Raw genomic sequence first — 22,793 nt, forward strand, 5'->3', positions numbered from 1 at the left:
ATCACACCACGCGCCGGGCCTCCACCTTCACATGGCCGGCCAGCAGGTCGGCGCTGTCGCGGATGGCGCACAGCGCATGGGCCAGGGCCTGCTGGCTGTGGTGCTCCTGCGGTGCATGCACTGCCGCCAGGGCCAGTTGCGCCAGGGCCGAGATCTCGGTGCAGTTTTCCTGCACGCTGCCGTGGATCTTGGTGATGGCGCTGGTCAACTGGTGCAGGCTGGGTGGCTGTGTCCTGAGGGTGTCCTTGTCCATGGCCATGCCTCAGCCCTGCGGGCGCACCGGCTCTTGGGTGCGGCAGTCGAGCAGGTGCGCCATGGCCTTGGCAGCTGCCTCGGCCGCTTCGGCGCGGCGCATCTCGGCCGCGTCTTCAAACCCGCAGCCCATGGCCTGGGCCTCGGTGCCGGCGTAGTCGGCCAGTGTCTCGGCGCTGTCGCGGATGCTTTGAAGGGCGCGGGCCACCACGTCCATGTGGCGATGGCCCTTGGGCGTCTCCAGCCATGCCAGTGCCAACTGGGCGATGGAGGAGATCTCTGCACAGCCTTGCTGCACGAGATGGTCCACCTGGGTGAGGGCATTGGACAGCTGCCGGGTGCTGTGGCTGTCCGTGGCGGGGGTGGGTTGGGCGGGGTTCATGCCTGGGCCCTCCGTGTGGAAGGGGCGGCGCCAAAAGAGGGCGCGCAGGCGAGTGCCAGAGAAACGGCAGTCATGTTTCCGTGCTCCTTACTGAGACTGAAACCACCGACTCCGCGTTTTGAAGCACGAAACAGGTGGACGGGATGTTCAAAACACACAGCAAGATGTGCGGACGCCCTTACGGGTAGCCCCATCCCGCCCGAAACCGCAGGGGCGTGGACGAGCGTCCACAGCCCGGAATCCAGACGTGACAAGGCCTCGCTTTCGGGGAGGCAGCACCGCTTACTAAATGGGTGTTTTGAAGCACCGGCCCCGTGACAGGGGGCTGGTGCGGATGATAGCGCGTGCGGCGTGCGCAAAGTCGCTTCGCGGCCCGTCGCACCTTGCAATCGCGCCCTTTCAGGGATGGCCCAGGAACCGCTGAAAGAGCCCGGCATGCATTGCGTTTATTGAGAATGATTCTTCTTTGCGCGGTTATGATCCAGCCCCATGGATTTGTCCGCCTCCTTCACCCGCGCTCTGCTTTCCGGCTTTGACCGGGCCTATGCCGACCTGGTGCGTGCCGCCACGCGCAGCACGGGCAGCCGCGAGGAGGCGGGCGACCTGGTGCACGACACCTGGCTGCGGCTGGCGGAACACGCGCGCAGCGCCCCGGCCGAGGCCGCAGACTTGGCCGGGGCCGGGAATCCGGCCCAGATGCCGCGCGACGCCACGGCCTATCTGGCCGTGATGGCCCAGCACATGGCGCTGGATGCGCACCGCCGCCGCCAGCGCCATGCCCGCTACCTGGGCGAGGCGGCAGTCCATGAACAACTGGCGCCCAGCCATGCGCCCGATGTGGCCGACTCCGTCATGTACCGCCAGGCGCTGGCCGTGCTGGAGTCCGCCTTGCACAGCCTGCCCGAGCGCTGCCGGGCCGCCTTCATCGCCCACCGCGTGCAGGGCGAGCGCCAGCCCGAGATCGCCGAGCGCCTGGGCGTCAGCCTCAACACCGTGGAGCGCGACCTGATCCAGGCCAGTGCCTGCATAGAGGATGCGCTGCACCGCTGGCGCGGTACGCGGCCAGGCGTCGCCGTTGCGCGACATGCAGGTCGGCGGCGCAGCCTGGCCGCGCTGCTGGGCGTGGCCGGTTTCGGCCTGGGCGGCAGCCTGGGCTGGCAGCAATGGCGGCTCTACCGCGACACGCATGTGCAGTGGCAGGCCGGCTGGTCCAGCCTGCGCGGCCAGCAGGTGCGCCATGGCCTGCCCGATGGCTCCAGCCTGCTGCTGGACGCGCTCAGCAGCGCGCAGGTGGAGTATTTCGCCACGCGGCGCGTGGTGCAGCTGACGCAGGGCGCAGCCTTCTTCGAGGTGGAGCGGGACGAGGACCGGCCCTTCACCGTGCAGGCCGGCGGCGTGCGCGTCACCGTGCTGGGCACGCGCTTCGGCGTGGAACTGGCCACGGGCGCCCAGGGGCAGGAGCGGGTCACGGTGCAGGTGGAGTCGGGGCGTGTGCGCGTGCAATCCGATGCGGATGGCGGGCGCTTCTATGAATTGTCTGCAGGGCAGGGCCTGCGCCTGGAAGGCACGGTGGCCACGCAGACCCGGGGCGATGCGGGGCAGGCGGCCTCCTGGCGGCATAGCGAGCTGGTGTTTGCCGATGCCACGCTGGGCGAGGCCCTGGCGCGGCTGTCACGCTATGCGCCGTTCGACCTGCAGGCCACGCCGGAGGCCGCGCGCCTGCCGCTGAGCGGGCGCGTGCGCATCGCCAAGGCCCATGCCTGGGTGCGGGCGCTGCCCCATGCGCTGCCGGTGCAAGTGCGCAGGCAGGCCGATGGCGGCCTGCTGGTGGCCGCGGCGGGCTGAGGCGTGACGGTGGCAAGAGCAACTGCATGCGCACGGCAGCGGGGCGCACATTGTTTTTCAGGAGTTTTCCTGGCCAGTCGTCATGGCAGTGATCCCTGTGGGTCCCTTCCATCACTGCCAAGGACGATTTCCATGCATCCGCTTTTCCCTTCTTCGGGCGCCTGCCGCGCCGCCCTCCATCCGCTGGCCCATGCCGTGCTCTGCCTGGGCCTGGCCATGCCGCTGCAGGCGGCGCTGGCCCAGCCGGCCGCACAGACGCTGCGCTTCGACATAGCGGCGCAGCCGCTGGCCAGCGCGCTGGACCAGTTCGCGCGGCAGGCCGGGCTGCAGCTGGTGTTCACGCCCTCGCTGGCCGCCCAGCGGCAGGCGCCGGCCGTACGGGGCGAGCTGCCGCTGCGCCAGGCGCTGGATGATTTGCTGGCCGGCAGCGGCCTGCAGGGCCATGTGCAAGAGGGCACGCTGACCGTGCAGCCCGTCGCCGCCATCGAAAAGACGCTGGCCGAAGTGCGGGTGAGCGCGCGCCGGGCCATCGACGGCACGACCGAGGGCACGGGCTCGTACACCAGCCGCGTGACCAGCATCGCCTCCAAGACGGACCAGTCGTTCCGCGAGATCCCGCAATCGGTGTCGGTGATCACGCGCCAGCAGCTCGACGACCGCCGCATGACCGACATCCGCGACGCGCTGGCCGCCACGCCCGGCATCACCACCAGCCAGATCAATTTCGACTCCACCTATTTCTATTCGCGCGGCTTCCAGATCGACAGCATGCAGATCGACGGCGGCGCGCCGCTGAACATCGCCCAGTACACCTACAGCGTCAACCAGAGCATGGACTTCTACGACCGCGTGGAGGTGATGCGCGGTGCCTCGGGCCTGCTGGGCGGCGTGGGCGACCCGGGCGGCATCATCAACATCGTGCGCAAGAAGCCGCTGGCCGAGCCGCGCTTCGTGGTGCAGCAGTCCATCGGCAGCTGGAACAACTACCAGACCATGGTGGATGCCACGGGGCCGCTGGCCCTTGATGGCCGGGTGCGCGGCCGGGCCGTGCTGTCCTACCAGGACACGGACCAGTTCGTGGACATCAAGCACACGCGCGCTCCCCAGTTCTACGGCGTGGTCGAGGCGGACCTGACGCCCGACACCCTGCTGACCGTGGGCATGAGCCGCAGCAAGATCCGCACGCGCGGCGATGGCGGCGGCGACGTGCCGCGCTACAGCGACGGCAGCGATATCGGCCTGCCGCGCCACACCAGCTTCACCCAGCCCTGGGCCACGGGCCGCAAGGACAACAGCGAGCTGTTCGGCGCGCTGGAGCACCGTTTTTCCGCACGCTGGAAGGGCAAGCTCAACCTGACCCGCAGCAAGTCCAGCTATGACGGCTCCACGGTGTTCGGCTACGGCGCGCTGGACCCCGCAACCGGCCTGGGCGTGAACTGGAACGGCGGCGGCCACTACCTGTACGAGAACCGGCAGACCGTGCTGGACGCCAGCCTGGCCGGCAGCTTCGACCTGGGCGGGCGCACGCACGAAATCCTGCTGGGCATGGACCGGCAGAAGGTGGAGAGCTTCTGGAACGTGGGCTATTCCACCGATGCCACGGGCGTGGAGCCCATCGATGTCTACAACCCCGGCGCCTGGCGCCCGGCGCCGGCCGGCGAGATCTCGCGCCGCTACAACCCCTGGGGCCAGGACCAGTCGGGCGGCTATGGCGTGCTGCGCCTGCATCCGACGGACCGCCTGCATGTGATCGTGGGCGCGCGCTATGCCAAGTACCGCTTCAACCAGGTCTATGAGTCGCTGAATGCGGCGGGCCAGTGGGAATTGGCATCGGGCAGCCGCTTTTCCGAGCCGGCCAAGTTCACGCCGTATGGCGGGGTGATCTATGACCTGAACAACCAATGGTCGGCGTATCTGAGCTATTCCTCGATTCTCAAGCCGCAGGCGCTGTCCAAGTCGGGGCCTCCTCCGGGCAATTCGCTGGACCCGGTCAAGGGCAAGAGCTATGAGGCCGGTTTCAAGGGCGAATTGGCCGATGGCCGGCTCAATGCCACATTCAGCCTTTTCAACGTGGTTCGCACGGGCACGGCGGTGACGGATACGCGCTATCCGAGCAATCACGAGGAATGGTCGGGCAATTGCTGCTTTCTGCCGCAGGGCAAGGTGACCAGCCGCGGCTTTGACGCCGAGATCGGCGGCGAGCTGCGCCCCGGCTGGCAGATCGCGGCCGGCTACACCTACACCACCACGCGCGACAAGACCGAGGATGCGCCCTACAGCAGCATCACGCCGCGCCATCTGCTCAAGTTGTCCACGGCCTATGTGCTGCCGGGCGAGCTGTCGCGCTGGAAGATTGGCGGCAGCGCCCATATCCAGAGCAAGCACCATGTGCGCGATACGCTGTATGACGCCGACTGGAATGAAGTCGGCCGCTACAACTTCACCCAGGGCGGCTATTCGGTCATCAATGCGATGGTGCAGTACCGGATCGATCCGCGCTGGACGGTTTCCCTGAATCTCAACAATATCTTTGACAAGACGTACTACCAGACCGTGGGCTATGCGAGCGGCGGCAATTTCTATGGAAAGCCGCGCAATGCGGTGCTGACGCTGCGCGGCACCTTCTGAGGGCCGGGGCGGGGTCCAGGAGGGCCCGCCCCAGTCCGACCCAGGCCACTGGCCGCAATGGCGAAAACCATTGCGGCTGGCCTTTTTTTCGATCTCGTTTGTCATGTATGAGGAGGGCCTTGAAGGCCGCCGCATCACGGCATCCGTTTTGGCCCCTTGTTTGCACGCATTCGTGCGTTCCTGTGCTTATCCGAATACCCATTACATGCCCCAATCCCAACCCGCTGATCCTGCAGATATCACCCAGGCCGACAGGCCCGTCCATCCGGGCCTGCTTGTCCTGTCCCGCCTGCTGGCCGCCGTCTTCGGCGGCTATGCGCTGGCCAGCGCGCTGGCGGCCTTCCTGGCCGCTGCGCTGCCCGGCGCGCGTGTCGATGCCGTGATCGCCGGCATGCAGTGGAGCTTTGCGCTGCACGCGCTGGCGGTGATCTGGGCGTTCTCGCCGGTTTCTGCGGGCCGGGTCTGGCTGGGGTTGCTGGTGCCTGCGGCCCTGATGGGCGGCGCCGCGCTGCTGCTGGCGCGCAATGGCGGGGGCGTTTGAGATGGCCAAGGCGCAGATCAGCAAGGTCCCCGGCAGCGGCGCTGCCACGGGCGGTTTCCGCCAGGCCCAGGCCTGGCTGCATACCTGGTGCGGGCTGTGGTTTTCGTGGCTGCTGTTCGCGGTGTTCCTCACGGGTTCGCTGGCCGTGTTCCAGGAAGCCATCACGCACTGGATGACGCCCGAGCACCATGCCGAGGAGGCGGCCGAGGCGGCAGCGCGCGCCGCCGTGCCGGCCGGGCAGGGTGCGGACCTGGGCCAGCGCCTGGCCTGGGGCGCGGCCTACATGCAAAAGCACCACCAGGGTGCGCAGATGTGGGAGATCTGGCCGTCCGACGACAAGGGTGGCGGCGACCTGCGTGTCTACTGGTTCGACGCCAACCGCCAGTACGCCGATGCCGAGCTGGACACCGCCACGGGCGAGGAAATGGGGGCCGGCCACGGCCACGGTGCCGCGCGCGCCACCATGGGCGGCAACCATTTCGTGGACTTCCACTATGAACTGCATGCAGGGCAGGTGGGGCTGTGGGTGATCGGCATTGCCGCCATGGCCATGCTGGTGGCCCTGGTCAGCGGCGTGATCACGCACAAGCGCATCTTCAAGGACTTCTTCACCTTTCGCGCACGCAAGGGCCAGCGCAGCTGGCTGGACGCGCACAACGCCGTGGCGGTGCTGACGCTGCCCTTCCAGTTCATGATTGCCTATACCGGCATCGCCATCTCCAGCCTGAGCTTCATGCCCGTTGGCGTCTGGACGGTCTATGGCACGGACCAGGCTGCCCGCACGGCCTTCATCGCCGACATGAACGAGGCCGGACCGCCCGCGCTGTCCGGCAAGCCCCTGGCGGTGCCCGATCTGGAGCCCTTTGTGCGGCGCGGCCAGGAGCTGATGGGCCAGGCGGTGCGCGCGGTGGTCGTCAACCATCCCGGCGATGCATCGGCACGCATCGGCGTCTACGGCTGGAACAGCGATGACCGTGCACATCAGCGCCTGAGCCCCAATTCGGGCATGGCCATGTTCTCGGCCGCCACGGGCGAGGTGCTGCAGGTACGCCTGCCCGGCGGCGCCGACGGCGGCACCCCCTCGCTGGCCCAGGCGGTCATGGGTGGGCTGCACATGGTCAAGTTCGGCGGGCTGGCCATGAAGTGGCTGTACTTCCTGTGCGGCCTGGCGGGCGCGGCCATGATGGCCACGGGCGCCATCCTCTTCATGGTCAAGCGCCGCAGCCGCCACCAGGGCGAGTTCGGCAGCGCCACGGCGCGCGTGTACCGGCTGATCGAGGGCCTGAACGTCGCGGCCATCGCCGGGCTGGGCCTGGGCTGCATCGGCTACCTGTGGGCCAACCGCCTGGTGCCCGTGGGCCTGGCGCACCGCGATGACTGGGAGCTGGCCGTGTTCTTCGGGCTGTGGGGCCTGGCGCTGGTGCATGCGCTGGCCTGCGCGCCAGCGACGGCCTGGCGCCAGCAGATGGGCCTGCTGGCCATGCTGTGCCTGCTGCTGCCGCTGCTCAACTGGATCACCGTGGGCGAGCCGCTGTGGGCCCACATGCGGGAGGGCGACTGGGAAAGCGCCGGGGTGGAACTGTTCTGTCTGGCCACGGGGCTGGCGGCCGCCTGGGCCTGGCGCTGGCTGGCGCGGCGCGGCGCGGGTGCCGCCGCCAAGGCAAGGACGGCCAAGGGGCAGGCCGCCGTAGCCGGCCCCTCGGAGGTGCAGGCATGAGCACGTTGCACGCATCCCTGGCCGCACTGGCCCTGGCCTTTGCAGGCATGGCGGCCCTGGCCTTTGCCATGGACCGCCACTACGAACAATTGACCGGCGCGCGCGAGCTGCCGGCCCGCCGCGGCCCGCAGTTGCGCGGCCTGGGCACGGCGCTGCTGGCGCTGGCCCTTGTGCCCGTTGTCTCGGGCTGGGGCGGCACGGTGGGCTCGGTGGCCTGGCTGGGCTTTGTGTCCGCCGGCGCGCTGATGGCCGTGGCCCTGATCAGCGCCCATGCGCGCTGGGCGGCGCGGCTGGCCTGGTTGGCTGGCGTGCTTGCCGTGGCGGATTTGGCGTGGATTGTTTTCAGTTTCGGTACTACGGGGTTTTTCAGATGAGTTTCCTGCTTTCGTTCCAGTTCGGGGTGTGTGTGGTCGGGAGGCAAGCATGACGCGCACGCAGCAACGCTGGAAAGCCATCGCCGTGGCGGTGGTCCTGTTGGCGGCGGCCGGGGGCGCGGCCGCCTGGTGGTCCAGCCGGCCTGCCGTGGCCTACCAGACCGAGACCGTGGCGCGCACCGACATCGAGTCCACCGTCACGGCCATCGGCACGCTGCAGCCGCGCCGCTATGTGGACGTGGGCGCCCAGGTGTCGGGCCAGGTCACCCGGCTGCGCGTGGAGCCCGGCGCCCAGGTGGAGAAGGGCGCACTGCTGGTGGAGATCGATCCCAGCGTGCAGCGCGCCACGGTGGATGCGGGGCGTGCCTCGCTGGCGGGCCTGCGCGCACAGCTGGCCGAGCAGCAGGCGCTGCGCAAGCTGGCCGAGCAGCAGCTCACGCGCCAGCGCCAGCTGGCCCGCGACGGGGCCACGCGCGAGGAAGACCTGCAGACCGCAGAAGCCAACCTGGCCGCAGCCGGCGCTCGCATGGAGCATCTGAAGGCCCAGATCGACCAGACCCAGGCCACGCTCAAGGCCGACGAGGCGCGCCTGGGCTATACGCGCATCTACGCGCCCATGGCGGGCACCGTGGTGTCGGTGGAGGCACGTGAGGGCCAGACGCTGAACGCCACCTACCAGACGCCCAACATCCTGCGCATTGCCGACCTGTCGGCCATGACGGTGTGGACCGAAGTGTCCGAGGCCGACGTGCGCCGCGTGCGCGACGACATGCCGGTGTACTTCACCACGCTGGGCGGCGCCGACCAGGCCAGGCCCCGGCGCTGGTCCAGCAAGGTGCGCCAGGTGCTGCCTTCGCCCTCTACCAGCCAGGCGCCGGCCGGCGGCAATGCGGGCCAGGCGCCTGCGCCCGCCACCAAGGCCGTGGCCTATACCGTGCTGTTCGATGTGGACAACGAGGACGCCGAGCTGATGCCCCAGATGACGGCCCAGGTGGTCTTCGTCACCGGACGGGCCGCGCAGGCGCTGACCGTGCCGCTGATGGCCGTGGCCGACAAGGCGGGAACGACTGACAAGGCAGAGAAGGCAGAGAACGCCGAGAAGGCCGAGAAGGCCGGCAGCACGCAGACCGTGCGCGTGCTGGACGCCAAGGGCCAGCCCGAGCAGCGCACCGTGCGCCTGGGCGTGCGCAGCCGCCACCAGGCCGAGGTGCTGGAGGGCCTGCAGGAAGGCGAGCGCGTCATCGTCGGCGAGACGCCTCTGGACCGTGGCCCGCGGTGGCTGCAATGGTGATGGCGCAGGGCATGCAGGCCGGCGCGCCGCTGACCGCACCGCTGATCGAGCTGCGCGGCATCACCAAGCACTACGGCGGCGGCGACAGCGGCCAGCCCGCCGTCACCGTGCTGCACGGCATCGACCTGGAGATACGCGCGGGCGAGTTCGTGGCCGTGGTGGGCAGCTCGGGTTCGGGCAAGTCCACGCTGATGAACATCCTGGGCTGCCTGGACCGGCCCAGCGAGGGCAGCTACCACTTCCAGGGCCAGGACGTGGCCACGCTGGACTCGGACGCGCTGGCCTGGCTGCGGCGCGAGGCCTTCGGCTTCGTCTTCCAGGGCTACCACCTGATCGCCAGCGAAAGCGCCAGCGAGAACGTGGAAATGCCTGCCATCTACGCGGGCCTGCCCAAGGAAGAGCGCGTGCGGCGTGCCCGTGCGCTGCTCGAGCGCCTGGGCCTGGGCTCGCGCCTGGGCAACCGGCCCAACCAGCTGTCGGGCGGGCAGCAGCAGCGCGTGTCGATTGCGCGTGCGCTGATGAACGGCGGCCAGATCATCCTGGCCGACGAGCCCACGGGCGCGCTGGACTCGCACAGCGGCGCCGAGGTCATGGCCCTGCTGCGCGAGCTGGCCGATGCGGGCCACACCATCATCCTCATCACCCACGACCGCACTGTGGCCGCCCAGGCGCGCCGCGTGATCGAGATCAGCGACGGCCGCATCACCAGCGACAGCCAGCGCGACGATGCCGCAAACGGGGTGAATGCGGGCGCCGCTGCCCTGCCGCTCACGCCGCAGCGCAGCAGCGCCGGCGCGCCCTGGCTGGCCGAGCTGTTCGAGGCCGCGCGCAGCGCCTGGCGCGGCATGCGCATGAACCGCGTGCGCACCAGCCTGACCTTGCTGGGCATCGTCATCGGCGTGGCCTCGGTCATCGTGATGCTGGCCATTGGCGAGGGCGCGCGGCGCAAGGTGGTCGAGCAGATGGGGACCATGGGCACGGCCATCCTCTACATGGGCAGCAAGCCGCCGGCCACGGGCGGGCCGGCCGGGCAGATGACCGAGGAAGACCTGGCCGCCGTGCGCGAACTGCCCGAGATACGGCGCGTCATGCCCGTGATCGGCGACCCCATCACCGTGCGCTACGGCAAGGCCGACAAGCAGATCTACGTGTTCGCCGCCAGCGAGGAGATGCCCCTGGTGCACCACTGGAAGGTAGCCCAGGGCCGCTACTACACCGAGGCCGAGGACCGCGATCTGGCGCCCCTGGTGGTTCTGGGCCACAAGGCGCACCAGCACTTCTTCCCCGACACGCCCAACCCGCTGGGGCGCCAGCTGATCATCGGCACATCGGCCTTCGAGGTCATCGGCGTGATGAGCGAGCGCGGCGCGGACTCGGGCGCGCAGAACTATGACGACATGGTCTTCATTCCCTACCGCTCGGGCCGGGCGCGCGTCTACCAGTCGCAGACCCAGCCCGACTATGTGGTGATCGAGGCCATGTCCTCCGACGTGGTGCACGAGGCGGAGGAGGCCATGCGCAAGCTGCTGCTGGCGCGCCACGGCGGGCGTGAGGACTTCGGCATTGGCAATGCGGCGGCGCGCATCCAGGCCGAGGCGGCCACGCGCCAGAGCATGGCGGTGATGCTGGGGCTGATTGCCGCCGTCTCCCTGGTGGTGGGCGGCATCGGCGTGATGAACGTGATGCTGATGACGGTGCGCGAGCGCACGCGCGAGATCGGCATCCGCATGGCCACGGGCGCGCGCCAGCGCGACATCCTGCGCCAGTTCCTGACCGAGGCCAGCCTGGTCACTTTCGTGGGCGGCACGGTGGGCCTGCTGGCCGGGCTGGCCGTGGGCGTGGTGCTCATCGTGGCGGGCGTGCCCGTGGTGTTTTCGGTGCGCGCCATGCTGGGCGCCTTTGCCTGCGCCGTGGTGACGGGCCTGGTGTTCGGCTACATGCCTGCCAAGACGGCGGCGCGGCTGGACCCGGTGCGTGCGCTGGCGGGAGAGTGAGATGAAAGACATGAACGACAAGACGCTGGGAAATGCGCGCCTGGGCTGCATCGCCCTGGCCCTGGCTGCGCTGGGCGGTTGCGCCGCGCAGCAGACGATGCCGGACCGGGAGGCGCCTGCGCTGGCCGCTTCCTGGAAGCAGCAGGGCGAAGCCGTCCCTGCCTCTGTTTCACCGCAGTGGTGGCAGGCCTTTGGCAGCGCAGAACTGGGCGGCGTGGTGCAGGCCGCCCAGGACCAGAGCCTGGACATGGCTGCCGCCATGGCCCGCGTGCGCCAGGCCGAGGCGGCCACGCGCCAGGCAGGCGCGGCGCTGCTGCCGTCGCTCAGCGGCGAGCTGCGCGCCCAGCGCATGAACCATGCACAGGTGGCGGGCGGGCAGGCCAGCGTCTATGGCGCCGCGCTGACGGCCTCGTATGAGGTGGACTTTTGGGGCCGCAACCGCGCCACGCGCGATGCGGCGGCGGCGGCCTGGCAGGCCAGCCGGTTCGACCAGGACACGGTGCGCCTCACGGTCACCGCCCAGGTGGCCCATGGCTGGCTGCAGGCCGTGGCGCTGCGTGAGCGCCAGGCCATTGCGGCGCGCAATGTGGCCAATGCCGAGCGGCTGCTGGGCCTGGTGGAGTCCCGCGCGCGCGCAGGCGCCGCCACCCAGCTGGAGTTGGCCCAGCAACGCGGCCTGGTGGCCAGCCAGCGCCAGGCCCTGGCCACGCTGCGCCGCCAGGGCGAGGATGCCGATGCAACGCTGGCCGTGCTGCTGGGCCAGGCCCGCCGCCCCGCGCTGGCCACGGATTCGCTGCAAGCCCTGCAACTGCCCGAGATCGGCCCAGGCCTGCCCACGCAACTGCTGCAGCGGCGCCCTGACATTGCCAGTGCTGAGGCGCAACTGACCGCCGCCAGCGCCAACCTGCAGGCCGCCCGTGCGGCGCTGTGGCCCCGGCTGACCCTCACGGGCAGCGCGGGCACCAGCGCGGGCCGCGCCAGCGACTGGCTGCGCGAGCCGGTCTATTCGCTGCTGGCCGGACTGGCCGGCCCCATCTTCGACGGCGGTCGGCTGGCGGCCGAACGCGATGGCGCCCAGGCCCGGCGCGAGGAACTGCTGGCCGGCTATTACAAGTCCATCGTCGCCGCCTATGGCGATGTGGACCTGGCGCTCAACGCCGTCCACGGCCTGAAGGCCCAGGCCGAGGCCCAGGCCGAGGTGCTGGCCCAGGCCCGCCAGGCCGTGTCGCTGGCCGAGCTGCGCTACAAGGCCGGGGCGGAAAGCCTGCTGTCCCTGCTGCAGGCCCAGACCACGCTGTACGCGGCCCAGGACGATGCCGTGCTGCAGCGCCTGCTGCAGCTGCAGGCGCGCGTGGCGCTGTACCGGGCGCTGGGCGGGGGATGGGAGGCGCCTGCCATGGGCGCTGAAATGCCGGAAAGGCAGGCACAAAAAAGCCAGGGGGCATTGCCACCTGGCTGAGAGGTGAGGGCCAGGGCCGCCACCCGATCCTGTCGGGTGCGCGGCCTCAGGCCTCAGGCTTGAAGCCTGCTCAGCTGCCGCGCGTGATGGGCACGCCGGCATCCTTGCCGTAGGCGCCGTACTTGCCCAGCTCCCACTTGGCGATGGCGTTGCGGTGCACTTCGTCCGGGCCGTCGGCAAAGCGCAGCGTGCGCGCGTGGGCGTAGGCGCTGGCCAGCGGGAAGTCGTCGCTCATGCCGCCGCCGCCGTGCACCTGCATGGCCCAGTCGATGACCTGGCAGGCCATGCTGGGGGCCACGACCTTGATCATGGCGATCTCGCTGCGTGCCACCTTGTTGCCGGCAATGTCCATCAGCCAGGCGGCCTTGAGCGTGAGCAGGCGCGCCATGTCGATGCGGCAGCGTGCCTCGGCGATGCGTTCCTGCGTCACGGTCTGCTGCGCCACGCTCTTGCCGAAGGCGATGCGCGAGCTGGCGCGCTTGCACATCAGCTCCAGCGCGCGCTCGGCCAGGCCGATCAGGCGCATGCAGTGGTGGATGCGGCCGGGGCCAAGGCGGCCCTGGGCGATCTCGAAGCCACGGCCCTCGCCCAGCAGGATGTTGCCAGCGGGCACGCGCACGTTCTCGAAGTACATCTCCATGTGGCCGTGCGGCGCGTCGTCATAGCCCATGACGTTGAGCGGACGCACGATGCGGATGCCGGGCGCGTCGCCGGGCACGATGATCATGCTTTGCTGCGAGTGCTTGGGCGCATCGGGGTCGGTCTTGCCCATGGTGATGAAGACCTGGCAGCGCGGATCGCCGGCACCCGAGATCCACCACTTGTGGCCGTTGATCACGTACTCGTCGCCCTGGCGCTCGATGCGGGTGCAGATGTTGGTGGCGTCGGAGGAGGCCACCTCGGGCTCGGTCATGGCGAAGGCCGAGCGGATCTTGCCCTCCAGCAGCGGCTTGAGCCAGCGCTCCTTGAGTTCGGTGCTGCCGTAGCGCGCAATGGTCTCCATGTTGCCGGTGTCGGGCGCCGAGCAGTTGAACACCTCGCTGGACCATGGCACGCGGCCCATGATCTCGGCCAGCGGCGCGTATTCCTGGTTGGTCAGGCCGCCGCCCTTGTAGCCAGCGGCCTCGGCGCTGTCCACGGGCAGGAACAGGTTCCACAGGCCTTGCTCCCGGGCCTTGACCTTGAGCTTCTCGATGGTCTGCAGCGGCGTCCAGCGCTTGCCTGCGGCGGTGTTGGCTTCCATCTCGGCGGCATAGTCCTTTTCGCCGGGATAGATGTGCTCGTCCATGAACTTCAGCAGGCGTTCCTGCAGGTCCTTGGTCTTGGGCGAATATTCAAAGTCCATGGATGCGCTCCTTCTCTTGGCTTGTCGCTTGTGGTGGAAACGGGGTGATCGGTGAGTGTTGGGTGCTGGTCTGGATGGCTCAGCTGCGCTGGGCAAAGGACCAGGCCAGCTCGGCCATGGGCCGGGCGGTGTCGCCCGAGGCCTTGGCCTGGGCGCTGGAGGCCGTGCCGGCCTCCACGCGCTTGGCGATGCCTTGCAGGATGGCCGCGATGCGGAACATGTTGTAGGCCATGTAGAAGTTCCAGTCGGCGCGCAGCGTGTCCACGTCCTTGAGGCCCGTGCGCTCGCAGTAGCGGCGGATGTATTCCTCTTCGCCCGGAATGCCCAGGGCCGCCAGGTCCTTGCCTGCGATGCCCCGGCCCAGCGTGGCCGGGATGTGCCAGCTCATGCAGTGGTAGCTGAAGTCGGCCAGCGGGTGGCCCAGGGTGGACAGCTCCCAGTCCAGCACGGCGATGACGCGCGGCTCGGTGGGGTGGAACATCAGGTTGTCCAGGCGGAAGTCGCCGTGCACGATGGACACACGCGAGGCATCCAGCGCGCTGGCCGGCATGTGGGCGGGCAGCCACTGCATGAGCTGGTCCATCTCGGGGATGGGCTGGGTGACCGAGGCCACGTACTGCTTGCTCCAGCGGCCGATCTGGCGCTCGAAGTAGTTGCCGCTCTTGCCGTAGTCGGCCAGGCCCTGGGCCGCGAAGTCCACGGTGTGCAGGGCCGAGATCACGCGGTTCATCTCGTCGTAGATGGCGGCGCGCTGGGCCGGCTCCATGCCGGGCAGGGACTGGTCCCAGAGCACGCGGCCTTCCATGCACTCCATGATGTAGAAGGCGCGGCCGATGATGGACTCGTCCTCGCACAGCGCATACATGTGGGGCACGGGCACGTCGGTGCCGGCCAGGCCCTTCATCACGCGGAACTCGCGCTCGATGGCATGGGCCGAGGGCAGCAGCTTGGCCACGGGGCCGGGCTTGGAGCGCATCACGTAGCTGCGGCCGGGCGTGATCAGCTTGTAGGTGGGGTTGGACTGGCCGCCCTTGAACATCTCCACCTGCAGCGGGCCGGCAAAGCCCTGCACATGGCCCTGCATCCAGGCGGTGAGCGCGGGCACGTCGAATGCGTGCTGGTCGGAGACGGGGCGCGTGCCTACGAAATGGTCGAAAGTGCTCATGGGGCAGTCAGTCCTGTGATCGGTTCGGAAACCGGTTCTAGAAAGGGGTGCGGCCGCGCGGCACGGGCGCGGCAAGGCACCGGCCGGCGCGAACGTCCGGTCGGTGGAAGGGATGTGGCAGAGAAAAGGGCGCGGCGCGGGCCGCGCAGGTTCAGGCGTCGGGCGCGGCGATGCGCAGCAGCGTGTCGCGGTCGCAGACCACCAGGCCGCCCGGCTCGATGCGGATGGCGTTCTCGCGCTCCATGGCCTTGAGTTCCTGGTTCACGCGCTGGCGCGAGGCGCCCAGCAATTGGGCCAGTTCCTCCTGCGCCAGGTGCAGGCCGATGCGGATCTCGCTGCCATCCGACAGGCTGGTCACGCCGTAGCTGCGCACCAGGTGCAGCAGCTGCTTGGCCAGGCGCGCGCGCAGCGGCAGGGTGTTGAGGTCCTCGACCAGGCCGTAGAGCTGGCGGATGCGCCGTGCATGCAGGCGCAGCATGGCTTCCGAGAACTCCACATGCATGGACAGGATTTTCTTGAAGTCGGTCTTGGACACGCACAGCAGCGTGGTCTCGCCGTGCGCATAGGCATCGTGCGTGCGCTTGTCCCCGTCCAGGATGGCCACGTCGCCGAACCAGATGCCCGGCTCCACGTAGTCCAGCGTGATCTGCTTGCCCGTGATCGAGGTGGAGCTCACGCGCACCGCACCCCGGGCGCAGGCGATCCATTCCTCGGGCGGTTCTCCGCGTGCGCAGATGAGCGTGCCATCTTTGAACCGTTTGACGTAAGCGCATCGAAGAATGTCGTGCCGAAGCGATGGAGAAAGTGATGAAAACCAGCGACCGGAATTGATCGCTTCACGTTCTTCGATGGTAAGAATCGGGTCGTCCATGGCCTGTCTTTTGCGTGACTGATGACGGTCACATTGTCGCGTGTGGGACCGCCGCGGCGCAGCATGCCGCCGGCGGGCCTGTCACTTCGGTGTCTGGGCCTGCCGAAAACGGGGCAGGGCGGCGAAAAAAAGGCGACCCGTCTTGCATCGGGTCGCCGGCTTTGCAGGGCTTATGGCTCCTCGTGCGTGAGGCTCAGCCCCAGCGCGCCACGGCGGCGCAGCCAGGGGCTGGGGCGGTAGCGTGGATCGCCATACACGGTCTGCAGGTTGAACAGGACCTCCAGCATGTTGGTGGGGCCCCAGCGGTCGCCCATGGCCAGCGGGCCCATGGGATAGCCCAGGCCCAGGGTCACGGCCTTTTCCAGGTCGGCCGGGCTGCCGATGCCCTGCTGGCAGATGTCGCTGGCGATGTTGACGATGGAGCCCACCACGCGCTGGGTGACAAAGCCGCCGCTGTCGCGGATCACGCTCACGGCCTTGCCGTCGCTGGCAAAAAGCGCATGGGCGGCATCGCGCATGTCGGTGCGCGTGGCCGGCGTGGTGGCCAGCACGCGGCGGCGCGTGTCGGCGTCGGCGATCAGCATGTCGATGCCCATGGTGCGCGTGCAGTCCAGCCGCTCCACGGCAGCCACCGTGGTCGCGTCCAGGCCCAGCGGCGCCACCAGGATCAAGGCCTGCTCGGTCGGTGCCTGCGCGGTTTCAATGCGCGCGCCCAGGCTCTTGAGCAACTGGTAGATCTCGTTGCGCCGGGCCGCGCGTGCGGACACCCAGACCGGGGGCAGCGTCTGCACCTGCGGCACGGCAGGCTCGGCAGGCTGCTCGGCGCGGCCTTCGGCATAGCGGTAAAAGCCCTGGCCGGTCTTGCGGCCCAGCAGGCCGGCCGCCACGCGCTGCGCGGCAATGGGGCTGGGGCGGTAGCGCGGCTCCTGGTAGTACTGGTGGTAGATGTGCTCCATCACGGCATGGGTGACATCCAGGCCGGTGAGATCCATCAGCTCGAACGGGCCGAGCTTGAATCCCACCTGCTCGCGCAGGATGCGGTCGATGGTGGCGAAGTCGGCAATGCCTTCCTGCACGATGCGCAGCGCCTCGGTCACATAGCCTCGGCCCAGGTGGTTGACCAGAAAGCCCGGCGTGTCCTGCGCGCGCACGGGCGTGTGGCCGAAGCTGCGCGCGAAATGTGCCAGCGTGGCGCAGGTGGCCTCATCCGTGGCCAGGCCGCGCACGATCTCCACCACCTTCATCAGCGGGGCCGGGTTGAAGAAGTGAAAGCCGGCAAAGCGCTGCGGGTGCTTGAGCGCCGTGGCCAGCGTGGTGATGGACAGGGCCGAGGTATTGCTGGCGATGAGGGTCCCGGGCGCGACGATGGCCTCCAGCTCGCGCAGCAGCGCCTGCTTGGCATCCATGCGCTCGACGATGGCCTCTATCACCAGATCGCAGTTCCTGAAGGCATCGAGACCGTCCACCACCGTCAGCCGGGCCTTGCAATCTGCGGCCTGCTCACTTGTTATTTTTTGTTTCTTCTGCAGCGTGTCCCACAGCGCAAGCAGCTGTTGGTTGCGCTTGTGCGGCAGCGCCGGGGCGGGCATCCTGCAACAGCACCCTGGCGCCTGCCTGGGCGGCCAACTGGGCAATGCCTTGCCCCATGATGCCTGCGCCTATCAATCCGACGTTTCTGATAGGAGAAATGTTGTTTTGGATCATATACATAGAGGAGGTGTCCTACAGGTGTCTATGCAAAAATGCAAGCGTTCAAAGAAAGGCTGATGTGAGAATTTGTAGCACCATTCTCGGCGTCGCCCTGTCCTCCATGGCCTGGAACGCGTCCGCATTGTCGTTGGGCAGTCCTCGGGGCAACGTGGTGCTGGGCGCTCCGTTCGACCTGGTGGTGGGCTTGCAGCCCGATAGCGGAAACGACGCCGGCAGCTCCTGTGTGCGCGCCGAGCTGCTGGCCGGTGACAGGCCCATCGAATCCTCGCGCGTCAGTGTCAGCCCGACCTCGTCGGGCAAGGCCGTGCGGGTGCAGGCCCGCTATACGGTGGACGAGCCCATCGTGACGCTCAAGCTGTGGGCGGGCTGCGAAGGTGGCGGCATCAGCCGCAGCTATACGCTGCTGGCGCAGCTGCCAGATTCGGTGGACGCCTCAGGCAACCAGCCCATCAATTTGCGTGAACTGGCAGCAGCGCAGCCTGCGCTGCCGACCGTGGGCGCCGCTGCAGCAGCCGGTGCTGGCGCTGGCGCTGGTGCAGCCGGTGTGGCTGGCACCGCTTCTGAATCCTCTTCGACACCCTCCCGCGCGGCCGCTGCCCGCAGTGCCCGGTCGGATGCCCGGCCTGCCGCGGCGTCCGCTCCCAAGGAGGCGCAGCCCCAGCCCAAACCAAAACCCAGGCCGAAACCCAAGGCCGCGGCCGAAAAGTCCAAGCCGCCCGTGGGCGTGACCGCCCAGGCCCAGGCCGGGCAGCTGCAGGCGGGCCTGCGCATCGAACCGCGCCTGCGCATGGAGCCGGTGGAGGAATGGCTGGGAACGGGCGGCACCCCGGGCGCCGCTGGAGCAGCCGGAACACCTGGAACACCCGAAGGCGGCGCCGCATCTGCGGCTCCCATGTTCGATGCCGGCAGCGAGCAGCTGGCCGAGGCCAACAAGCGCGTGCAGGCGCTGGAGGCCGAGATGGCGGCCTTCAAGAAGCGCGACGGCGTGGACCGTGGGCAACTGGCCCAGCTGCGGGCCGAGCTGGACGCAATGCGCCAGGAGTCCGGCGGCTCGTCCTGGCTGTTCAATGCGCTGCTACTGGCCCTGATTGCCGCCGTGGCCGTGATCGGCTGGATGGCCTGGCGCATGCGCTCGGGCACTTCGCTGTTCTCGCGCGAGCAGAACGCCTGGCGGGAATCGGTGGAGCGTTCGTCGCAGGACCCCGTGCCGTCGACCCCGCCGCATGTGCGCGATGACGAGATCCACACCCTGCCGCATTCCCTGGATCCCCATCGGCCCACGCGGCCCATGGCCCCCAGCCTGCGTGAGCACCGGCCTGCGGCACCGCAGCAGGACGACCGCCGGGGACCGGATACCCTGGCTTCGCCCTATGTGCAGCGCGGCGCCCAGATGCGCCCCGGCGTGACCTATGAGCTGCACGAGGATGTGGACCCTGGCGACTTCGGCCCGGCCACCATTCCCGTGCCTGTGTCCGTGCATGCCGAGCTGGAAACCGAGCCTGCGCCGCAGGCCCCGGCACCTGTGCGCACGTCCGGGCCCGAGGCCATCAAGGCCAGGCGCATGGTGCAGCCCGGCGAACTGTTCGACGTGCAGCAGCAGGCGGAATTCTTCATCTCGGTGGGCGAGCACCAGCAGGCCATCGAGCTGCTGCGCTCGCATATCGACACGCATGAGGATTCCTCGCCGCTGGCCTATCTGGAGCTGCTGCACCTGTACTACACGCTGAGCCGCCGCGACGATTTCGACCAGCTGCGCGCCCGCTTTGCCAGGCATTTCAACGCCCGTGTGCCGGCCATGCCGGGCTTCACCGACAAGGGCAGCAGCCTGCTGCAGGGCTATCCCGAGCAACTGGCACGCATCGAGGCCCTGTGGCCCGTGGACGAAGTCGAAACTTGCCTGGCGCACTACCTGTTCAAGCAGGACGGTGCACCCGACCCCGATGCGCCGGCTCCCTTCGATCTGGCCGCCTTCGACGACCTGCTGCTGCTGCTGTCCATTGCGCGCACCTCACCTGCCGGAACACGCGGCGAACCCGGCCCGCGCGAGCGCACCACACCGCGCATGGTCACGGGCACGGCCGCAGCAACCACGGCTGGCGCGGCTGCCTTCACAGCGGCTGCAGAAGCCACGCCGGCGCATGCTCCTGCATCCGCAGCCACGGGCGTGGACTGGATGGCAGAGCTGCAGCCGCCGATAGAACCTGCACAGCCGCAGCCGGCCTCGGTGACGCCGCTGGAGCCGGGCCTGGAGTTCACCCCCATGGACACGCTGCCCCTGTCCACGGGTGCAGTCGGTGGCGGCGACAGGCCTGCGAGCAGCGCACCGGACTCGTTGTCCGCACCGCTGCACTTCGAGCTGCAGCCCCTGAACTTCGATCTGGATCAGGCCGGCCAACTGCCCGCAGGCCAGGTGCGCGCCGTGCCCCTGGGCGAGGCGCCTTCCTTCATCCACGATGAGTCGGCACCGCTGCTGGACATAGACCTCACGGACCTGGGCGAGAACGAGCTGCCGCATGTCGATGTGCCCTCGCGCTTCCCGCCCGTGACGCTGTCGGTGCCCGGCTCGGGTGCCGTGGGTTTCAGCAGCCACAATCTCAAGGCGCCGCTGGACATGGACCTGGCGCTGGACAAGTGGGAGCTGGAGCCGCCCGACACCGTGCGTGAGCACCGTGGCCTGGACGAGCCGCTGAGCCGCTCGGTGGACATGCTGCTGTCGCGCGAGACCGACCCGGCCTTTCGTAGCTCACCACAGGCTCCGTCGCCGCAGGCAGACGACAAGGATCCGCCCAAGGGTTGAGCGGTGTGCACCGAAAAAAGGGAGCATGTCAGGCTGTGTAAATAGTCTGCCTGCTCAGGCTAGAAAGTGAATCGCCCCGGCATTCGTGGAGGCTAGCTGGTGTGAGTCAGGCAGGTATGGCCTGACTGGCGCGCTACCGCAACGCGTTTGCCGCCAGGCCTTGCGAGATAGCCGTAGACCTGAAAATTGCTGGTTTAGACGCGCCCGATCTGCTGTGCCAGGCTGGCATCGCGCTGCGTTCTGGTTGGCAACAGCGCCTGATTGCGCAGACGCGCCGCACGGCGGCAGTAGCCCGACGGGGCAATCTGCGAGGCCTTGCAGATCGGCTTGAGCCCGAAGCGCTTGCACTGCTCGTCGATGAAGGTCCTCACTTTCAAGGACCATGCGCACGGGGCGCTCAACAACCTCGGTGGAGCATTTAAAGGAGCCTCTTCGATTCCTGGGGCGATTCAAGCCGGTTCACTTACGGATGCTCCTATGCGTAGCGCTGGAAGATACCTTTTTGCGCCGCCATTGCGTAAGCGCTATCCCATCGCGCATGCTCAGGCCCAGTAGGGTGATATTCAACGCGCCAGCAGCCAGTTCTAGTGCCTGCACCGCATAGAACGCAATATCGAACTCGCCAGCCTTTGCCTTGGACGCAAGGAAAAATGCCGCCGGTATCAGTAACAGCAGACCATTTGCAGCGATGAAGGGCATGCGTTTGAGTTTGGTATTGACCAACCCTTGTCGTCGCCCTTTCGATAGGATGAAGCCGGAGCAGCCCGTGGCGGCAAGGGCTGGCACCAGCAGGATGAAGCCCCAGGGAATAGCCGTCTTGATGAAAATCATCGTGGCCTGGGAGGCGAATAATTCGGAAATGGCTGTTGAGAGCCAGAACGTTGCTATTGTGAGGATGGCGACCAGACCGGCAATAGGGTGAATAATTCTGAGCATCGTGTTTCTCTTTAGTGATTGATAGCCAAGATTCCCAGCACCGATGCAGCCAATGCGAGGGCAATGCGGATATTGTGGAGTAAAAGCCAGGATTCGAGCATCGCGGCTACCTGATCAATCGCAACCACCTTGCTGGCGAAGGCAGTATTGATCGGCATGAAATAGGCAAGTGTGAAGCCCAGGACAACGACGATGCAGGCGAGGGACGCAAGCCAAAGCCAGCGCGTGGCAGGTTTTTTCGAGTCGTACCAGAATGCACCGACCAAGCCAATCAAGGTCGGGATGACGACCAATGGGATTGCGCGCATGACGAGGCCGCTGTGCTGCGCAAACCAATCTAAGAACTCAGCGGGCGGCAAGTGTTTCCAGTAGCCACCGAGGATCACGCCGATAGCGAGCATGACGCCCGCGAACATAGCCGATCCAATAATCGCCAGAATTCTGAATAAGAGCTGCATTACTATCTCCTGCCGTGATCCGGTATCGGGGGTTCAAAATGCCAGCCACGCCAGACATTCTGAAGCAGATGCGGGGTGGCGCGAAGGCGGACAATGGATAGGCCGAGAGCTTGCCGATCTGGTGCAGGGTGTCGCCCTAGCTTCAGCGAGCTTTCCTCATCGCATTCCGTGTTTCGGTGATGTAAATCCGTGATCGTTGCTTCCTGCCAGCACTACTTGCACCAGGTGTAGTCATTGCGTTGTATTGACCGGTTGAGTTCACAATTGATGACGGATGCTGCCGTGAACCGGCCGGCATCCAATAGTGATGGTTTCTAGTGTTGCGGCGTCAGATAATGACATAGCAAAACGAGCCGCTCGGACAATATCCTCCGATTCAATCATCTGTTCTGGCGTCATGCCGCTGCCGGAGGCCATTTCGGTGTTCACCACGTCAGGGCAGATTACGGTCGTTCGAATGCCGTTCAATATCTCTTGTCTGGCAATTGAACGGGTGTAGCCAACCAGTGCATGTTTACTCGCCGCATATCCGCCTACCGGTGCGAATGGCTCTATGCCTGCGATTGAGGCGACTGCGAAAATATGGGCCTTCTTTGCCTGCCGAAGATAATGAAGGCTGATTTTTGTGATATTATGGGCTGCCATTGCGTTAGTTCTAAACATGAGCTCAAAATCGGCGACGCCCAGATCTCCAGTGCCAAAGCGGAAGATCCCAGCACAATGGATCAGTACATCCAATCGCTTTTCTTTTGAGAGCACCGCTTCAATCTGAGTTGCGGTGGCTATATTGTCAGTTAGATCGACTGTGATCGGAATGACTTTGGTTCCGTGTTCACGCTTCAACTTTTCCGCAAGCTGCTCAAGCTTCTCCCCATTCCGAGCAACCGCGACAATGTTGAAGCCATCTTCAGAAAATGCGCATGCTAGCGAATTTCCGATGCCACGGCTGGCCCCTGTTATTAGAGCTAAGGGTTTCGTCATTTTCATTTCCTGTGTGGATGTGTGCTGGTTGAATGGTGGCCAAAATC

The 22,793-nt window shown here is 67.4% G+C and carries 20 protein-coding genes; 9 read left to right on the plus strand and 11 right to left on the minus strand.

The annotated features are described in order from the left end of the window. Nucleotide 1: 1 nt before the first annotated feature. Both AC57B5_RS03405 and AC57B5_RS03410 read right to left on the minus strand, forming a co-directional pair. Nucleotides 2-253 carry a hypothetical protein gene (locus tag AC57B5_RS03405; RefSeq protein ID WP_496398736.1) on the minus strand — a complete coding sequence of 84 codons (252 nt, stop codon included), beginning with the start codon at nt 251-253 and terminating at the stop codon, nt 2-4. 9 nt (nt 254-262) lie between these two features. Next, entirely contained in the window at nt 263-634 is a 372-nt protein-coding gene (locus AC57B5_RS03410; RefSeq protein ID WP_216293405.1) for a hypothetical protein, read from the minus strand. Between the two features lie 489 nt (nt 635-1,123). Between AC57B5_RS03410 and AC57B5_RS03415 the strand changes: the two genes are divergently transcribed. The 8 genes from AC57B5_RS03415 to AC57B5_RS03450 all read left to right on the plus strand — a co-directional run bounded on the left by AC57B5_RS03415 (nt 1,124) and on the right by AC57B5_RS03450 (nt 12,483). Then, entirely contained in the window at nt 1,124-2,479 is a 1,356-nt protein-coding gene (locus AC57B5_RS03415) for a sigma-70 family RNA polymerase sigma factor (protein ID WP_496398737.1), read from the plus strand. Between the two features lie 132 nt (nt 2,480-2,611). Further along, the gene (locus AC57B5_RS03420; protein WP_047473137.1) at nt 2,612-5,107 is read left to right on the plus strand and encodes a TonB-dependent siderophore receptor; all 2,496 of its coding nucleotides are present in this window, start codon (nt 2,612-2,614) and stop codon (nt 5,105-5,107) included. A gap of 205 nt (nt 5,108-5,312) precedes the next feature. Beyond that, complete coding sequence (locus tag AC57B5_RS03425; protein ID WP_197485475.1) at nt 5,313-5,648, plus strand: DUF3649 domain-containing protein; 336 nt, start codon at nt 5,313-5,315, stop codon at nt 5,646-5,648. A 1-nt stretch (nt 5,649) separates the two neighbouring features. Next, nucleotides 5,650-7,365, plus strand: a complete 1,716-nt coding sequence (locus AC57B5_RS03430) for a PepSY-associated TM helix domain-containing protein (RefSeq protein WP_496398738.1) — start codon at nt 5,650-5,652, stop codon at nt 7,363-7,365. Further along, nucleotides 7,362-7,739: a DUF3325 domain-containing protein gene (locus tag AC57B5_RS03435; RefSeq protein ID WP_063326381.1), complete on the plus strand. Its 378-nt coding sequence runs from the start codon at nt 7,362-7,364 to the stop codon at nt 7,737-7,739. Before AC57B5_RS03430 ends, AC57B5_RS03435 begins: the two co-directional genes overlap by 4 nt. A gap of 49 nt (nt 7,740-7,788) precedes the next feature. Next, entirely contained in the window at nt 7,789-9,030 is a 1,242-nt protein-coding gene (locus tag AC57B5_RS03440) for an efflux RND transporter periplasmic adaptor subunit (protein WP_496398739.1), read from the plus strand. After that, nucleotides 9,030-11,024, plus strand: a complete 1,995-nt coding sequence (locus AC57B5_RS03445) for an ABC transporter permease (protein ID WP_141836196.1) — start codon at nt 9,030-9,032, stop codon at nt 11,022-11,024. Before AC57B5_RS03440 ends, AC57B5_RS03445 begins: the two co-directional genes overlap by 1 nt. Nucleotide 11,025: 1 nt before the next feature. Next, the gene (locus AC57B5_RS03450) at nt 11,026-12,483 is read left to right on the plus strand and encodes an efflux transporter outer membrane subunit (protein WP_496398740.1); all 1,458 of its coding nucleotides are present in this window, start codon (nt 11,026-11,028) and stop codon (nt 12,481-12,483) included. Nucleotides 12,484-12,553: 70 nt separating this feature from the next. On the opposite strand, the gene AC57B5_RS03455 is transcribed toward AC57B5_RS03450, so the two are convergent. From AC57B5_RS03455 to AC57B5_RS03475, 5 genes are all read right to left on the minus strand, one after another. After that, entirely contained in the window at nt 12,554-13,828 is a 1,275-nt protein-coding gene (locus tag AC57B5_RS03455; RefSeq protein ID WP_013802791.1) for an acyl-CoA dehydrogenase family protein, read from the minus strand. Between the two features lie 79 nt (nt 13,829-13,907). Next, nucleotides 13,908-14,993 carry a phosphotransferase gene (locus tag AC57B5_RS03460; protein ID WP_013802790.1) on the minus strand — a complete coding sequence of 362 codons (1,086 nt, stop codon included), beginning with the start codon at nt 14,991-14,993 and terminating at the stop codon, nt 13,908-13,910. A 151-nt stretch (nt 14,994-15,144) separates the two neighbouring features. Continuing rightward, a complete protein-coding gene (locus AC57B5_RS03465; RefSeq protein WP_012205125.1) occupies nt 15,145-15,864 on the minus strand; it encodes a Crp/Fnr family transcriptional regulator in 720 nt (239 codons plus the stop codon). A gap of 170 nt (nt 15,865-16,034) precedes the next feature. Next, nucleotides 16,035-17,453 (minus strand): 3-hydroxyacyl-CoA dehydrogenase, encoded by a 1,419-nt coding sequence (locus tag AC57B5_RS03470; protein ID WP_496398741.1) that lies wholly within the window; start codon nt 17,451-17,453, stop codon nt 16,035-16,037. Further along, entirely contained in the window at nt 17,365-17,574 is a 210-nt protein-coding gene (locus AC57B5_RS03475) for a 3-hydroxyacyl-CoA dehydrogenase NAD-binding domain-containing protein (RefSeq protein ID WP_496398742.1), read from the minus strand. Before AC57B5_RS03475 ends, AC57B5_RS03470 begins: the two co-directional genes overlap by 89 nt. A 58-nt stretch (nt 17,575-17,632) precedes the next feature. Here AC57B5_RS03475 and AC57B5_RS03480 point away from each other — a divergent pair, with 58 nt between their 5' ends. Beyond that, on the plus strand, nt 17,633-20,371 hold the full coding sequence (locus AC57B5_RS03480; RefSeq protein WP_496398743.1) for a type IV pilus assembly protein FimV: 2,739 nt from the start codon (nt 17,633-17,635) through the stop codon (nt 20,369-20,371). Between the two features lie 194 nt (nt 20,372-20,565). Here the strand turns inward: AC57B5_RS03480 and AC57B5_RS03485 are convergent, their stop codons facing one another. From AC57B5_RS03485 to AC57B5_RS03500, 4 genes are all read right to left on the minus strand, one after another. Then, the gene (locus tag AC57B5_RS03485) at nt 20,566-20,748 is read right to left on the minus strand and encodes a hypothetical protein (RefSeq protein WP_139093445.1); all 183 of its coding nucleotides are present in this window, start codon (nt 20,746-20,748) and stop codon (nt 20,566-20,568) included. An 82-nt stretch (nt 20,749-20,830) separates the two neighbouring features. Beyond that, nucleotides 20,831-21,307 (minus strand): hypothetical protein, encoded by a 477-nt coding sequence (locus tag AC57B5_RS03490; RefSeq protein WP_065346691.1) that lies wholly within the window; start codon nt 21,305-21,307, stop codon nt 20,831-20,833. A gap of 11 nt (nt 21,308-21,318) precedes the next feature. Then, nucleotides 21,319-21,765, minus strand: a complete 447-nt coding sequence (locus AC57B5_RS03495; protein WP_065346692.1) for an anthrone oxygenase family protein — start codon at nt 21,763-21,765, stop codon at nt 21,319-21,321. Nucleotides 21,766-22,023: 258 nt separating this feature from the next. Then, complete coding sequence (locus AC57B5_RS03500) at nt 22,024-22,746, minus strand: SDR family oxidoreductase (RefSeq protein WP_084027392.1); 723 nt, start codon at nt 22,744-22,746, stop codon at nt 22,024-22,026. Nucleotides 22,747-22,793 lie beyond the last annotated feature (47 nt).

It is taken from the genome of Delftia sp. BGA-UO-ETr-SB1 (assembly GCF_059567865.1).